The sequence below is a fragment of the Bacillus sp. LJBS06 genome, assembly GCF_016924995.1.
Taxonomy (GTDB): Bacteria; Bacillota; Bacilli; order Bacillales; family Bacillaceae; genus Bacillus; species Bacillus stercoris.
In genome coordinates this window covers 578,716-593,097 of sequence record NZ_CP070483.1, presented here as the reverse complement: position 1 = coordinate 593,097, position 14,382 = coordinate 578,716, and the positions used below count along the sequence as shown (strand labels likewise).

At 41.0% G+C, this 14,382-nt stretch carries 13 protein-coding genes and 2 pseudogenes; 6 read left to right on the top strand and 9 right to left on the bottom strand.

Features of this window, described 5'->3' with window-relative positions; translation table 11 throughout:
• Positions 1–46: 46 nt before the first annotated feature.
• A complete protein-coding gene (locus JQX68_RS03045; protein ID WP_147772950.1) occupies positions 47–1,495 on the bottom strand; it encodes an aminotransferase-like domain-containing protein in 1,449 nt (482 codons plus the stop codon).
• A 132-nt stretch (positions 1,496–1,627) separates the two neighbouring features.
• Between JQX68_RS03045 and JQX68_RS03040 the strand changes: the two genes are divergently transcribed.
• Positions 1,628–2,548: a DMT family transporter gene (locus tag JQX68_RS03040; RefSeq protein WP_147772949.1), complete on the top strand. Its 921-nt coding sequence runs from the start codon at positions 1,628–1,630 to the stop codon at positions 2,546–2,548.
• A 54-nt stretch (positions 2,549–2,602) separates the two neighbouring features.
• Here JQX68_RS03040 and JQX68_RS03035 read toward each other — a convergent pair whose 3' ends face one another.
• The 5 genes and pseudogenes from JQX68_RS03035 to JQX68_RS03015 all read right to left on the bottom strand — a co-directional run bounded on the left by JQX68_RS03035 (position 2,603) and on the right by JQX68_RS03015 (position 6,647).
• Positions 2,603–3,412 (bottom strand): GNAT family N-acetyltransferase, encoded by an 810-nt coding sequence (locus tag JQX68_RS03035; RefSeq protein WP_147772948.1) that lies wholly within the window; start codon positions 3,410–3,412, stop codon positions 2,603–2,605.
• Between the two features lie 128 nt (positions 3,413–3,540).
• Positions 3,541–3,857: pseudogene (locus tag JQX68_RS03030) on the bottom strand (arsenate reductase/protein-tyrosine-phosphatase family protein).
• A gap of 57 nt (positions 3,858–3,914) precedes the next feature.
• Positions 3,915–5,222, bottom strand: coding sequence for an arsenic transporter (locus tag JQX68_RS03025; RefSeq protein ID WP_147772947.1), 1,308 nt, complete (start codon positions 5,220–5,222; stop codon positions 3,915–3,917).
• A 12-nt stretch (positions 5,223–5,234) separates the two neighbouring features.
• Positions 5,235–5,542: pseudogene (locus JQX68_RS03020) on the bottom strand (ArsR family transcriptional regulator).
• Between the two features lie 526 nt (positions 5,543–6,068).
• The gene (locus JQX68_RS03015; protein WP_147772946.1) at positions 6,069–6,647 is read right to left on the bottom strand and encodes a TetR/AcrR family transcriptional regulator; all 579 of its coding nucleotides are present in this window, start codon (positions 6,645–6,647) and stop codon (positions 6,069–6,071) included.
• A gap of 203 nt (positions 6,648–6,850) precedes the next feature.
• Between JQX68_RS03015 and JQX68_RS03010 the strand changes: the two genes are divergently transcribed.
• Entirely contained in the window at positions 6,851–8,038 is a 1,188-nt protein-coding gene (locus tag JQX68_RS03010; protein WP_147772945.1) for an MFS transporter, read from the top strand.
• A 156-nt stretch (positions 8,039–8,194) separates the two neighbouring features.
• Here the strand turns inward: JQX68_RS03010 and JQX68_RS03005 are convergent, their stop codons facing one another.
• A complete protein-coding gene (locus JQX68_RS03005; protein WP_014662926.1) occupies positions 8,195–9,067 on the bottom strand; it encodes a YitT family protein in 873 nt (290 codons plus the stop codon).
• Between the two features lie 246 nt (positions 9,068–9,313).
• Between JQX68_RS03005 and JQX68_RS03000 the strand changes: the two genes are divergently transcribed.
• Together JQX68_RS03000 and JQX68_RS02995 are read left to right on the top strand one after the other, a co-directional pair.
• Entirely contained in the window at positions 9,314–9,643 is a 330-nt protein-coding gene (locus JQX68_RS03000; protein ID WP_040084077.1) for a winged helix-turn-helix transcriptional regulator, read from the top strand.
• An 82-nt stretch (positions 9,644–9,725) separates the two neighbouring features.
• Entirely contained in the window at positions 9,726–10,298 is a 573-nt protein-coding gene (locus tag JQX68_RS02995; RefSeq protein WP_040084078.1) for an alpha/beta hydrolase, read from the top strand.
• A 37-nt stretch (positions 10,299–10,335) separates the two neighbouring features.
• On the opposite strand, the gene JQX68_RS02990 is transcribed toward JQX68_RS02995, so the two are convergent.
• Both JQX68_RS02990 and pdxR read right to left on the bottom strand, forming a co-directional pair.
• On the bottom strand, positions 10,336–10,761 hold the full coding sequence (locus tag JQX68_RS02990; protein ID WP_014662923.1) for a MaoC family dehydratase: 426 nt from the start codon (positions 10,759–10,761) through the stop codon (positions 10,336–10,338).
• 176 nt (positions 10,762–10,937) lie between these two features.
• A complete protein-coding gene (gene pdxR / locus JQX68_RS02985; RefSeq protein WP_103031620.1) occupies positions 10,938–12,329 on the bottom strand; it encodes a MocR-like pyridoxine biosynthesis transcription factor PdxR in 1,392 nt (463 codons plus the stop codon).
• Positions 12,330–12,483: 154 nt separating this feature from the next.
• Here pdxR and JQX68_RS02980 point away from each other — a divergent pair, with 154 nt between their 5' ends.
• Positions 12,484–13,347 carry a DMT family transporter gene (locus JQX68_RS02980; RefSeq protein ID WP_014662921.1) on the top strand — a complete coding sequence of 288 codons (864 nt, stop codon included), beginning with the start codon at positions 12,484–12,486 and terminating at the stop codon, positions 13,345–13,347.
• Between the two features lie 321 nt (positions 13,348–13,668).
• On the top strand, positions 13,669–14,328 hold the full coding sequence (locus JQX68_RS02975) for a hypothetical protein (RefSeq protein ID WP_147772978.1): 660 nt from the start codon (positions 13,669–13,671) through the stop codon (positions 14,326–14,328).
• Positions 14,329–14,382 lie beyond the last annotated feature (54 nt).

Below are 14,382 nucleotides of genomic sequence, written 5' to 3'. Positions count from 1 at the left end.
GGCTTGATCTCTTTTTTAGTGAAACATCCATTTAAGGATATAAAAGTTACTTACTTGCCAATTCTTTTATCATCAAACCCAACTCATAAATCCCCTTTTGAAGGTCTTTAAGAGATGCATAAGCATATGATAAGCGAATATAATTCCCTTTTTCCTGAGCATAGATACTGCCCAGATTGAGCAGAATCCCTTTTGATAAGGCTTTAGTATAAAGTAATTTCATTGATATGGAAGGCAATATTTTTATCCAGACAAAAAACCCTCCTTTTGGGATATTCCATGTCGCCACATCTTTCAAATGAGTTTCTAAAGCACTCAAGGCCAATTCTCTTCTCACCTTTAAATGCTGCCTAACCTTTTCTACATGCTGCTGGTATTGGCCGGAAGTAAACCACTCCGCCGCTACTCTTTGGGATAGCGAACTGGATCCGTAATCTGTTTGCATTTTAATGTCAGATAAACGTTCAATCACCGGTTCCGGTCCGACGATCCATCCAATCCTCAAACCTGGGCTTAAAGTTTTCGATAAACTTCCTATATACAGTACATGTCCATTTTTATCAATTGTTTTAATAGGATATGGCGGGATTTCATCGATCCATAACTCACGATAAATGTCATCTTCAATAATAGGAAGCTGTGTATTCTCACTTACTGCTAGGATTTCTTCCCGCCGCTTTTTAGACATAAGAATACCAGTCGGATTGTGAAAACATGGATTTGTATATAAGATAGCCCTTCCACGCTCTCCTCTTGTTAAATGAACATTTTCAGGCAAAAGTCCTTCATTATCCATAGGAAGTCCAGTCAGCTTCATACCAGCTGATTGAAATACGTGTAATGAATAAAGGTAGGAGGGCTGATCAAGATATACGGTTGATCCTCTTTGTAACAGCCCCATTGATATCAGCTGCAAGGCTTGCAGCGCTCCTGAGACAATCAGAATGGAAGAAGATGAGACGTTGATTCCAATGGTTTTTAAATAGTTGCTTAATGCCTCCCTCAAAGGTAAGTAACCTTTTGGTTCTTCATATCCGAATGCCTCCATGTGTTGAGATACCTTCCCCATCATCTCTTTCATAACAGCCAAAGGAAAAATCTCAGCTGAAAGTTCACCTTTACTGAGCTGTATAAGGTCTGTATTTGATTCTGATTGATTGATCTCTTGAACGATTTTTCGGCTTGGCATCTGAATGCCAGAGGTGACATATCGATCCCAATCGGGAGCAGAATTCTTAGCCATCAGTGTCCATGTGTTGTTCATAACAACTGTGCCTTTCCCCATTGTGCCTTCTATTAACCCATCAGCCATCAATTCCTCTAAGGCTGTAATCACTGTGCTCCGATTCACCTGAAAATCTTTTGCAAGCGTGCGCTGGCTTGGAATCTTGCTTCCAATCGGCCACTCACCATTTCCTATTTTCTCTTTAATAAAATGAACGATTTGTCTGTACTTAGGGAGCTTTTTCATCTTTTTTTCTTCTTGAAAGCTCATAAAATCGGTCTCCTTAAACTAAATTGGTTGGGTCAAAATCCGTTTAACTGGTTGAAGCCATATCACCAAATCTTTATTAATATAAAAACACATTAAATAACTGGTTGGTTTTTGTAAAGAGGAGAGGGAAATATGCAAAAGAAAACAGTTCAATTGATCACCTCAAACAGTCTGATGATCTGTTTATGGGCATCTGCTTTTCCGGGAATTCGCGCAGGACTAGAAGGGTACACACCAGAACACCTTGCTTTATTTCGCTTGTTAATCGGCTCTATGGCATTATTGCTTTTTGCTGTTTTGACTCGGATGCGCCTACCCGACTTGAAAGACATTCCTGCCATTTTTCTTTTAGGGTTTTTAGGTTTTGCACTCTATCACATTTTGCTGAACATTGGTGAAAAAACAGTTAGTGCCGGAGTTGCAAGCTTACTCGTTACTACAGCACCGATCTTCTCAGCCATGCTATCCCGCCTGTTTTTTAGAGAGCATTTTGGATTTGCGAAATGGATTGGCTCTATGATCAGTTTATTGGGTGTGTCATTGATTGCATTTGGGTCTGGAGACTATACTTATTCAATGAAAGGTATTTTGTTCATCCTGCTGGCCGCTTTTTCGGAGAGTATTTATTTCGTTTTTCAACCCCGCTATATAAAAAAATATGGATTTATCCGATTCGTTACATTTTCAATTTGGGGCGGAACAATACCTATGTTTATGTTTCTGCCAGGCTTAGGCGGAGAGATGATAAACGCCTCTACGAACGCAACATTGTCAATTGTTTATTTAGGTTTATTGCCAACAGTTGTGCCATACTTTGCCCTTGCATATGTCACTTCACTCGTCGGGGCTTCAGAAGCAACCCTTTCACTTTATGTTACACCCGCTTTAGCCTTCGTCATTTCATGGGGATGGATAGGTGAAATACCCGCATTCATTTCTCTGCTAGGCGGAGTGGTAACCGTTGGCGGGGTGTGTTTTACCTACCTAAAAGTAAATAAAATGAATAAGTTTTTCATCACCCATTTTTCTGCTAAAAGGATTAAAAAACTCTAAAACAAAAAAGATACCAACATCGTTTGGTATCTCCTTAAAGGTTCTTTCTTAAGATTATCCAGAAAAGTAAATAGAGTATTCAGTTACCGGCTTAAAACCCAATTTAGCTGCTAATGCAATGGACGATTTGTTGCAAACATCACAATCCCACCCAGGAACAATCCCATTTTCCATACAAAACGCTATAAACCTATTTGCTACGCAATAAGCTAAGCCCAGTCCTCTGTATTCTTCAAGTGTATAGATATCCATTTCCGCTAATCCATGCCCTACAAATATAGAAGTACACTCACTTACTACATGATTGCCATGTAATACGGCAAATCCAAAACCTTTTGAAGAAAACTGTGAGACAGAATCCCAATACTCCTCATAATAAGCTCTGTTAAAAGCTGTGCTGTTTGTCATGATATCTTCATCTATTCTTTTCAATACAAGCCCCTTTGGAAGTTCAAAAGGCGGTTTAGAGGGTTTTTGCCGAAAAGAAAATGCCATTCTCCTCATTTGGTTCATGTCATCTTTCAATATGGTTTTCAGTACGCTATCCCATCTATCACTGGAAGAAAACAGGGTAAATCGTTTTGTTGATTTCGCTTGTTTTTCATAATATTCAGCAATGAAATCATTAAAAACTTGATTCTCCGGGTCTCCCGCAATAAAATAAATGCCTGATTTCGTTCCTATAAAAAACGATTTAGGGCAAGTTTGGTCATCTACATAAACAGCTCCCGGAATGGCTTGGTCTAATATTGAATAGACAAATGTGGGACAATATTTGTCAGCAAACGTTGTTTTTAAGCTGCTATATTTTTCTTTCGTTAATTCCTTCAAACAAACAACCCCTTTACAACTCTTCTCCTTCATGATTCTGTTAACAAAATCAATTTTCCTCCGTCACAAGCTAAATAACTTCTCTGTTACGGATCTCAGACAAATGAAAGCAAAAAACAGGTCTCTGCACTCAGCTCGCAGACACCTGTTGAACAGCACATTTATTCCCCAGTTTCAGCAAACGGTTTTAAACGGTCACCAATATCAGCACGGATTCTTTGGAAAAACGTCTTCTGTTCCGTGTGCTTTTGCCGGATCATCAAATCCCCAATTTATCTGCTGCACCCCGCAGAGTGTAACAACGAAATCAGCATTGTTTATAATATTCGGATCAGATATCCGATGCTTGATTTGAAATATCAATCCCTGCTTCTTTCAATGGCTTTGACAGCATTCGGGTGTCATCTATGAGCTTCGATTCCTGCGCTGTACACATTCCACTTGTCTCCAAGGTATTTCCCCCCCACCCTTCAGCCATTTGGCTGCGGCAAGAGTTACCTGTGCAATGTTTTCCTTGATATATTGACTTGTCCTTTTAGAAACAAGAATGGATGATCAGCAGCCAAATATACAGGCCGACAAGTGTGATCAATAAAGTGGGTATCGTGAGGATAATTCCTGTTTTAAAATACGTGCCCCAGGAAATCTTCATACCTTTTTGCGAAAGGACATGAAGCCATAATAATGTCGCCAAGGAACCAATCGGCGTTATTTTAGGCCCTAAATCTGAACCGATCACATTTGCATAAATAAGCGCTTCTCTCATCATCCCATGTGTATCTGTACCGGCAATAGCCAATGCGTCAATCATAACAGTCGGCAAGTTATTCATAATGGAAGAAAGAATGGCCGCAATAAAGCCCATTCCAATTGTCCCGGCAAACATCCCGTGATCAGCTGCGGCTTGAATGACATCTGAAAGGACATCAGTTAATCCGGCATTTCGGACACCATATACAACAACATACATGCCAATTGAAAAGAATACGATAGCCCATGGCGCTTCTTTCACCACTTTCTTTGTATGGACGGCCGGACTCTTTTTCGCAGCGATTAAAAAAATGATTGCAATACTGCCAGCTACCATTGATACAGGGATAGATAAAAATTCACTTACAAAATATCCAATTACCAAAAGCCCTAATATATACCATGACAGTTTGAACATGTTTTGATCTTTAATCGCTTCAATAGGTTTCTTCACCTCAGACAGATCATAACGTTTTGGTATGCTTTTTCTAAAGAAAAGGTAAAGCACAATGATGCTCGCCAAGAGCGAAAACAAGTTCGGGACAATCATTCTGGATGCATATTCAATAAATGTAATATGAAAATAATCCGCTGAAACGATGTTGACCAAATTGCTCACTACTAATGGAAGCGAGGTCGTATCTGCAATAAATCCGCTGGCAATGATAAACGGAAAAACTAATTTTTCATTGAAATGTAATGCTCTGACCATTGCTAATACAATTGGTGTCAATATAAGAGCGGCACCGTCATTTGCAAATAACGCAGCGACGATAGCTCCTAATATAGATACATAAACGAACATCCGCACACCGTTTCCTTTTGCAGCCTTAGCCATATGAAGCGCTGCCCATTCAAAGAAACCGATATTATCAAGAATTAACGATATCAGTATGATAGCCACAAAAGCCAATGTCGCATTCCAAACAATCCCTGTCACAGTTAACACATCATGAAAATTGACAACACCTGCTATTAGAGCTAAAGCTGCGCCTCCACAGGCTGACCATCCTATAGATACATTTTTCGGCTGCCATATGACCAATACTAGAGTTAATAAAAAGATGAATACCGCCAAAATCATTGATGTCAATCTAATGCCTCCTTACTGGCAACACGCTTGAGTTTCCTTTTGTTTGATGTGGTTTAACAATTCATCCTCCTGATCGATTTGATGTAAGATCAATTGCAATGTATCAAACTCAGGACATGAACCATTTATTGAATAATAACGCCATTGGCCTCTTCTGTCCTCACAAACTCTGCGTTTTTTAATTTTCGCAATGCTGGCTTATTTCGAACATATCAACCAATTGACAGACACAATATTCTTGTTCAAGAAATCATTTCATCATTTGTTTGATCACTAAGTGTTTTTAAACAGCGAGTCATCGCCGCAACATCAAAAGTCATATGCACTCGTCCTTCACAACTCGTTTTATAAGCAACAAATGTCTATACATTCCCCTTTACGTTTCATTATACAGCGCTCTGTTTGTCTAAACGAAAGCATGAGTCTCTCCCCGCGTTTTTTTAGCGCCTCCGCCATTATATAAACTATTATTTATATAAACAATCCCTTATATTTGGAACATCAAGGCTTTTTGATTCCTTAACACCAACCTCCTTCTGAAAACCCTTTGCATTGCTTCATTACACATTAGATTTGATTATTTTGACATTGAAGAATGCCATTTTATTTGTATGGGACCGGCTGTTTTCAATCATGATCCAGATCATGATAAAAATGAGACGATTTCAAGTTGCAGGGAGTGGTCATTCAGCCAATGCTGAATATAGACGGAGCATCCGGTCATAAAAAAAACAGGCCTCTTTAGAGGCCTGTTTTATACTGCAAGTATTTTCTCCATTGCCATGACATCTACAAAATGGCCGTTAATTTCTCCCTGTTCTTTGAAGGCTTTCTGTACCAAATCTTTCACGTAGCTTGAACTCCTTCAAACGCATTCATCACCAAATCATGCACATAGGAGTCATTCACATCGTCCCCTGTTATAAGCAGACGATAGAAAATCGGTCCGTATATGAGATCTATACTTACTTCAATATCAAGATTCTCTCTCAATTCACCTTTTTGAATTCCCTTTTCTAGAAGGCCTTTCGCTTGGAGGCGGCGAGGCTGGAAAAATCGTGTGCGATATTCTTCTGCCAATTTTTCATCCAACTGCCCTGCACCTATTAATTCCTTAATAACGGTTCCTTCCCTGCTTGTCAAAAACCTTGCTAAATTCGTGGCGTGGGTTACTATATCATGTACTGACGACCCTGTATCAGGCACAGGCAGCCTGTCCGTCGCGGTCGAAAGAAAGCTGTCCATGATAACCGCAGCCTTGTTAGACCACCATTTATAAATTGTTGCTTTACTCACTTTCGCACGCTCGGCAATTTTATCAACTGTCACCGCATCGAAGCCTTTTTCCAGCAATAGGTCATAGGCTGCAGAGAGAATCGCCTTATGCGTTCCTTCATCACGCGGCCGCCCTCGTTTACTCTGCACATAAATCATTCCTTCCCGAAATATAAACGATACGTTCAGTATACTTAACCGGAATAAAAAAAGAAAACAGAAACCTATTTACAAAACTGAACGTTTAGTATATCATTTTCCTTAATAAACAAAACTAAACGTTCAGTTTAGAAATTAACATGAGAGAAGTCATGATTTTACTCAAAAATCCACTTAAAAAGGAGTTCATTCTTATGGCTAATGGAAACAAACAAGCAGATCAGAGGATCTCACCCAGTTTAACCCTTCTTCTCGCAACGGCATGCGGTATCATTGTTGCTAATCTTTACTATGCACAACCCTTGGTCGGATTAATTAGTAAGGCAATTGGACTTTCTCCAAGCAGTGCTGGATTGATTGTCACACTAACCCAAATCGGATACGTTGCCGGCTTACTATTTCTTGTCCCTTTAGGAGATATTATCGAAAACAAAAAACTTGTCGTTGCATCGCTCCTGCTAAGCGCAGCGGCTTTGACACTAACAGCATTTGTGAAGCATGGAGCACTGTTTTTAGCAGCTTCATTTTTCATCGGATTGGGGTCAATCGCAGCCCAGGTGCTTGTTCCATTTGCATCATACCTTGCATCAGACGCTGCACGAGGCCGGGTTGTTGGCAATGTCATGAGCGGCTTATTACTCGGTATTATGCTTTCTCGGCCGATATCCAGTCTAGTCGCTGATATTTGGGGGTGGAATGCAATATTTGCTTTGTCCGCCGTGGTAAGTGTTGCCCTGGCCATCGTATTATCAAAAGTGCTTCCTGCCAGAAAACCAACAGCCAATACAAACTATACGGCATTACTCGGTTCAATGTGGAAGCTGCTGCGCACGACTCCAGTCTTACGCCGCCGTGCCATCTATCATGGATTTGTATTTGGAGCTTTCAGCTTGTTTTGGACGACTGTTCCTTTATTATTGTCCGGTCCTGCTTTTCATTTTTCTCAGAAGGCAATAGCACTCTACGCATTGGTAGGTATTGCGGGTGCAGTCGCTGCACCAATAGGCGGCCGTCTGGCTGATCGCGGCTTGACCCGGATTGCCACTGGAATCGCTCTCGGTGTTGTCATTGTCTCTTTATTACTGCCGCTCCTGATTCAGAGCAGCTCCCCCGTCGGCATAACAGTTCTAGTGGCTGCCGCTATTCTGTTAGATATGGGCGTATCTGCAAACCTTGTGCTCAGTCAACGTGCCATTTTTTCGTTGGCGCCTGAAATTCGCAGTCGATTAAACGGATTATTCATGGCAATCTTCTTTCTAGGCGGTGCTATAGGGTCATCTATTGGAGGATGGGCATATGCCTCAGGCGGGTGGAGTACAGCATTATGGATTGGTATCGCTTTTCCGGTCATCGCTTCGCTTTATTTCGCCACAGAGAAATAATCTTTCACCAAAATGGCTTATTTTTGGCAGAAAAAATACCAAGGGTTTTGACACCCTTGGTATTTCTATAATTCAGACCTTTACGGTTACACCCTCAAGCCCTCAAAAAGTGTTTTTGATTATATTTATCGGCGGCATGTCAGTTACCGCTTTTTTCTAATGATGATTGAGATTTCTAAAATTGCTGCCCTTCACTTCAGCTACATCATACACGGTAACAAAGGCAGTTTTATCAATATCATTAATAATTTCCTTTAGTTTGGTCTCTTCTAAGCGGTTGATGACACATGTGATTTCTTTAAATTTCTCGTGGGAAAAACCCCCGTAAGCTTCTTTATATGTGGCGCTTCGGCCTAATTGTTCACGTATTGTCTCTACCATTAATGCGGGTTCTGTTGTAATGATTTGGAAGGTTTTGGACCCGCTTAAACCTTCCTCAACAACATGAATCACTTTGGATGCAATGTAGTAAGCAATGACTGAAAGCAACGCCCCTTGTAAGCCAAATACTGTGGAAACAAAAATAAACACAAAAAGGTTTAAGAATAGGATGAGATCGCTCGTTCCAAACGGCAGTTTTCGGGATAGCAACACAGCAAGCATGTCAATGCCATCTAATGCGCCGCCATTACGCAGCGCCAGCCCCATTCCGAATCCAAGGATAATCCCGCCGACAACGGTAATTAACAGGGTATCTCCTTCTATGATAGCGGGTGTGTGGTGGAAAAAGCTTGTCCCCGCGGCAAGCGATATGATTCCGATAATTGATAATAATGCAAAGCTTTTCCCAATTTGCTTATATCCTAACCAGACAAATGGAATATTGATAACCGCAATCAAAATCCCCAGCGGCAAGTTGAAGAGCTGTGAACCAACGATGCTAAGACCCGTCACCCCTCCATCGGATACACTGTTTGGAATGAGTACTGTTTCTAGTCCATATGCCGCTATGATTCCTCCAATGATAACCATGATGATTTGGAAAATCATTTTCGCTTTAAATTTCTTATGTTTTTTGGGTGTATTCATACCATTCCTCATTTCTCTTATATTTCGTTATATTTAAATATACCATAATAGTTATTTTCAGCTAAAAACATGCGTTTTTTTAAATAAAGTAATTAACAGTAAGGTAACCCTCTTTGAATGAGAACATTCATGTACGCGGCCGAGAGAACTTGCCCCCTCAGATTTACCCGCCAGGCCCTTCAAACCTCAACACCGAAAATCCTGGTTTATTCTGATATGATACTTAAAAAAGGAGGGTTAATGACAATGAATAATCTTTGCCGCAGTAAACAAGCCCCGTTTGAATACACCTTATCTCTTATAGGGGGAAAATGGAAAATGAGAATTCTCTATGAGTTAGGATGTGAAAAAACGATGAGATACGGCGAGCTGAAAAGGGCTATGCCCTCCATTACCCATAAAATGTTAAGCGCACAGCTTAAAGAGTTGCAAACTGACGGCCTTATTCATCGGTCTGAGGTTTCTCAAACACCTCTGAAGGTAGAGTATTCGTTATCTGACAGAGGGCTGTCTTTGTATCCCCTTATAGATGAAATGTGTAAGTGGGGAATGGCACAAGGAATGCCTCATACGTAAAAGCTACTTACAAAAAAGTGCGTACTTGTTTCCCAATGAGAGGAATTTTATACTGAATGAAAATATTTCTTAGGAGGAAAAAATGACAAAACAAGTCTATATCATTCATGGCTACAGAGCCTCCTCAACAAATCATTGGTTCCCTTGGCTGAAAAAACGTCTGCTCGCGGATGGGGTCCAAGCAGACATTTTAAACATGCCTAATCCGCTCCAGCCAAAACTTGAGGATTGGCTGGATACACTCTCTTTATATCAGCACACTTTACACGAAAATACGTATTTGGTTGCGCACAGCTTAGGGTGCCCCGCCATTTTGAGATTTTTAGAACATATTCAATTACGAAAACAGCTTGGCGGAATCATCCTTGTTTCCGGCTTTGCTAAATCGTTGCCCACTTTACAGATGCTAGATGAATTTACACAGGGATCGTTTGATCATCAAAAAATCATCGAGTCCGCGAAGCACCGTGCTGTCATTGCTTCTAAGGACGACCAAATTGTGCCTTTTTCATTCAGCAAGGATCTGGCACAACACATTGACGCTGCGTTATATGAAGTTCAGCACGGAGGTCATTTTCTAGAAGATGAGGGATTTACTTCTTTGCCTATTGTTTATGATGTTTTAACCTCTTATTTTTCAAAAGAAACTTGCTAAAATCTTTCGCCTGCTTTAGGAAAGCGGGCTTTCTGAGTTATCGTTTTATCAATACGGATAATTCACCTTCAAATACTTTTTCTTCTTTTTGATTATAAGTAGATAACAATACAGTGAGTATTCCCAATTCATTTCTCTTTGGCTGCTTATCAATAACTTCAACAATTGTAAACAATTCATCATCCGGATATACGGGTTTTATGAATGTCATATGATTCATCTCTGTTCCGGCTATAATATCGTCTCCATAGAAGCCTTCTTCAATCCAAAGTTTAAAAGATATGGCCAGTGTTTGTATGCCCGAAGCGATAATTCCATTAAATCTGCCTTTATTCGCTTTTTCTTCATCTACATGCATATACTGAGGGTCAAATTCACCCGCAAACCGCATAATATCATCTTTTGTTACTTTTAATGATTTCGTTTTGAAAATCTGGCCAATTGTAAACTCATCTAACTTCATTCTTACACCTCTATTTTTTCATTATCTATGTTTAGTTTAGCACTGTGATGAGCAAATCAAAAACTCTGGTTTTCGTTTAAGAGAATGGAATGACGCAAGGCTTATCATAGACTGGAAACTGAACAGCTCTCAACACTTAATCGTCACTTGGGTTTTTCGCAAAACTGAAAGCTCCCTCATATCTCCCAAGCGGCTTTGAGTTTTTTTATGCCTTCTCTTATGTCTGATTCAGACACCCCTGCAAATCCAAGTGAGATCCTTTTTACAGGAGGATGATGTTGATAAGAAGGAGAAACAGGATAAACTTTTACGCCATGTTTTTTCGCCTTCTCAATTAACTCTTTTTCACCAAACGGCAAATAAACGTCAAGTAAGATACGAAGTCCAGAGTTTTCTCCGCGAATCCTGACATGCTCTCCTAACTCCCTTTGCACTGCCTCTAATACAATGGCTCTTTTTTTACGGTAAAGTTTTCTCATTCTGTTGATGTGTTTTTGCCACTCTCCATTTTTTATAAATTCAGCTAGCGTTAGCTGACTGTGGCAGGACACCGTTTGCTTATATAAGGACGTGATTTCATGGCCTTTTTTTAAAAGAGGCGAAGGAAGAATCATATAACTGATACGCAGCGAGGGTAAAAGAGACTTAGAAAAAGTGCCCATATAAATGACGCGGTTATGCTGATCAAGCCCCTGCAGAGAAGGAACCGGCTGTCCTGTGTACCTAAATTCCCCGTCATAGTCATCCTCTATGATAAAGGATTGATTTTCAGCCGCCCATTTGAGGAGCTGAATTCTTCTATTGATCGTCATGATTGTTCCCAGCGTAAATTGATGGGAAGGTGTGACATATACAAGATTTGGCTGCTGTTCTTTGATCTTCTTTATACAGATTCCTTCATCATCGACTGGTATTGGAACAATCTTCATGCGATTGGCTTCAAAAATCTTGCGTGCTCTTGGATAACCAGGGTCCTCATATCCTATAGAAATATTCGGCTCAAAAACTTGGCACAAGATTTGCAGAAGAATAGGGTTCCCGGCACCTATAATCACTTGTTCAGGGGCACAATGAACTCCCCGAGATTGATACAAGTACTCTGCAATGAGTGTTCTCAACTCAAACTCTCCTAACACATGTCCCGGCCGATAAAGCTCGTGTCCATATCGGTCCAAACTATTGACCATGCTTTTTCTCCATGCGGAAAAAGGGAAGTAAGAAGAATCTACATTTCCATAGTGGAAATCAATCCATTGTTTGCTTTCTTCTGTTTCTTGTTGAATGGGTGCTGTGCTTGGCATTCTGCCATAGGCAAAATCAGAATTATGATAATCAGCAAACCACCCGCTTCTTGGCTTGCTCACTATATAACCCTCAGCAGCAAGCTGTTCATAGGCACGTTCTACAGTCGTTTGACTGATGGAAAGCTGATTCGCCAGGAGCCTTTTTGAAGGAAGCTTCATTCCTTTTTGAATACGGCCCTGATGCATATTTTCTTTAAAATACCGATAAAGCTGTTGATAAAGCGGACGATCCAGATTTCTATTCAAAAAAGGCGTGATATCCATTTGCACGTTGTTCTCCTAACTGGTATGCATTTTTTTATGAAAACTGGCCGTTTAAAAAAGGCCAATTCCAGTTTATAGTCATTGTAATCCTTAGCTACCGGCTTTGTTAAGAAAATACAGACAATGAACAAGAAACATATGTGGAGTGATTATAATGAACAAAACAACAAATGGCTGGATAAATGGTTTTATAGGCGTACTCATTTTCAGCGGCTCGCTGCCTGCGACCCGTATGGCTGTGTTAGACTTCGATCCGTTATTTCTCACCGTTTGCCGTGCTGCGATAGCTGGTGTACTGGCGGGAGGTCTCCTTCTCATCTTCCGGCAGCAGCATCCTGCCAAAAGAGACCTCATTTCATTGTTAGTAGTCGCGTTCGGCGTAGTGATTGGTTTCCCGTTGCTGACAGCTTTAGCGCTTCAGCATGTCACATCCGCACACGCCATTGTCTTCATTGGACTCCTTCCACTCGCAACGGCGGTCTTCGGCGTACTACGCGGGGGTGAACGCCCTCGGCCCGTCTTCTGGATTTTCTCAGCTGCCGGCAGCTTGCTGGTAGCAGGTTTCGCCCTGATTCAAGGGGGAGGTTCATCTCCGCTAGGCGATGTGTACATGCTGGCTTCCATCGTTGTATGCGGTCTTGGTTATGCAGAAGGGGCCAAGCTTTCACGGCGTCTTGGGAATTGGCAGGTGATCTCATGGGCACTCGTCCTGTCGCTTCCTCTTATGCTGCCATTGTCGTTCTTTTTTACACCGGACTCCTGGTCGGGCATCGGCGTTCCCGCGCTGCTCAGTCTTGCATATGTATCCTTATTCAGCATGCTGATCGGCTTCGTGTTCTGGTATCGAGGTCTTGCACAAGGGGGAATTGCGGCGGTTGGGCAGCTCCAGCTTCTCCAGCCTTTTTTTGGATTGCTGCTTGCCTCAGTGATTCTGCACGAGAAAGTGGGCTGGACACTCGTAGCAGTAAATATCGCCGTTATCATGTGCGTTGCTGCTGCTCGGCGATTTGCAAAGTAAGGCAGACCTTTAGCGTAAACCTCAATAATACATGAAGGCATAAAAATACCAGGGGCCAGCAACCCTTGGTATTTTGTATGCAGTCGAGGCGGATAAGGCATATCGTATTTGTTTTGCATTTATATCCCACTCTACATTCAAAACCTGAAGAAAAAGGGGCAAAACTTCTTAAGAATTCTTAAGTTTTGGCGATGCTATTTAAGATTGTTCCCTCTTCTTAAGCCGTTTTCAATAACATCCTATCTACTCCATGGTAATATTTAGATACATCAATTTATATAGGAATCTGGCCTGAGTTAATGGAGAGGAATGAATGAAAGAATGAAGAAACACAGAAAGATTTGTTATTGCAATACTGCCCTGCTGCTCATGATTTTACTTGCTGGATGTACGGACAGTAAGGATGAAGAAGCACATCAACCTTCAAATCAAGCTTCTGCTGTACAATCTGACGAAAAACACACTGAGACTGAAGACAGCACCAAAATACGCAAGGATGAATCCGAGCTAAAAACAGGATCAGAAGAACCCGCAACAAAAGCTTCAAATGAGACCACTTCAGAAGAAGAGAAAAGCAAAGAAGACAATGTATTGGCAGCATACTCTTCTGAGAAAATCGAATATGCCAGAGTTTGGCTTCAACTTGGACCCAATCAAGAGATAGATGAATTAAATGTTCGGCATATTTCAGCTGGTGAGCCAATTAACCCTAATGATGATACAAGTGCCAGCTATCCAGAAGATGTGACCCAGTTAGCAGGTTCTCGTTTAGTGGATGGATCAGTCACTTATCATGGCAATGGGGATGGCACGATTCATGTATACAATGTGCCTTTACGCTGGGATTCCGCTGATAATCTCGAAAAAGGCGTCATGCGGGAAGTGACTGAGAGTATCATAAAAGACACAAAAAAAGTGTACGTTGATACAGGCGATGATGAAAAAATCAAGCGGCTCATTACTATCATGATGATTCATTAAACAGTTTACGTTTGCCTGCACCTGACTAATTCATAATAGGCAGATAAGAAAAAA

Bases quoted from the DNA above. Each gene is read 5' to 3' on its own strand.
- JQX68_RS03045 (WP_147772950.1), bottom strand. From the start codon at position 1,495: ATGAGCTTTCAAGAAGAAAAAAAGATGAAAAAGCTCCCTAAGTACAGA.
- JQX68_RS03040 (WP_147772949.1), top strand. From the start codon at position 1,628: ATGCAAAAGAAAACAGTTCAATTGATCACCTCAAACAGTCTGATGATC.
- JQX68_RS03035 (WP_147772948.1), bottom strand. From the start codon at position 3,412: ATGAAGGAGAAGAGTTGTAAAGGGGTTGTTTGTTTGAAGGAATTAACG.
- JQX68_RS03010 (WP_147772945.1), top strand. From the start codon at position 6,851: ATGGCTAATGGAAACAAACAAGCAGATCAGAGGATCTCACCCAGTTTA.
- JQX68_RS03005 (WP_014662926.1), bottom strand. From the start codon at position 9,067: ATGAATACACCCAAAAAACATAAGAAATTTAAAGCGAAAATGATTTTC.
- JQX68_RS03000 (WP_040084077.1), top strand. From the start codon at position 9,314: ATGAATAATCTTTGCCGCAGTAAACAAGCCCCGTTTGAATACACCTTA.
- JQX68_RS02995 (WP_040084078.1), top strand. From the start codon at position 9,726: ATGACAAAACAAGTCTATATCATTCATGGCTACAGAGCCTCCTCAACA.
- JQX68_RS02990 (WP_014662923.1), bottom strand. From the start codon at position 10,761: ATGAAGTTAGATGAGTTTACAATTGGCCAGATTTTCAAAACGAAATCA.
- pdxR (WP_103031620.1), bottom strand. From the start codon at position 12,329: ATGGATATCACGCCTTTTTTGAATAGAAATCTGGATCGTCCGCTTTAT.
- JQX68_RS02980 (WP_014662921.1), top strand. From the start codon at position 12,484: ATGAACAAAACAACAAATGGCTGGATAAATGGTTTTATAGGCGTACTC.
- JQX68_RS02975 (WP_147772978.1), top strand. From the start codon at position 13,669: ATGAAGAAACACAGAAAGATTTGTTATTGCAATACTGCCCTGCTGCTC.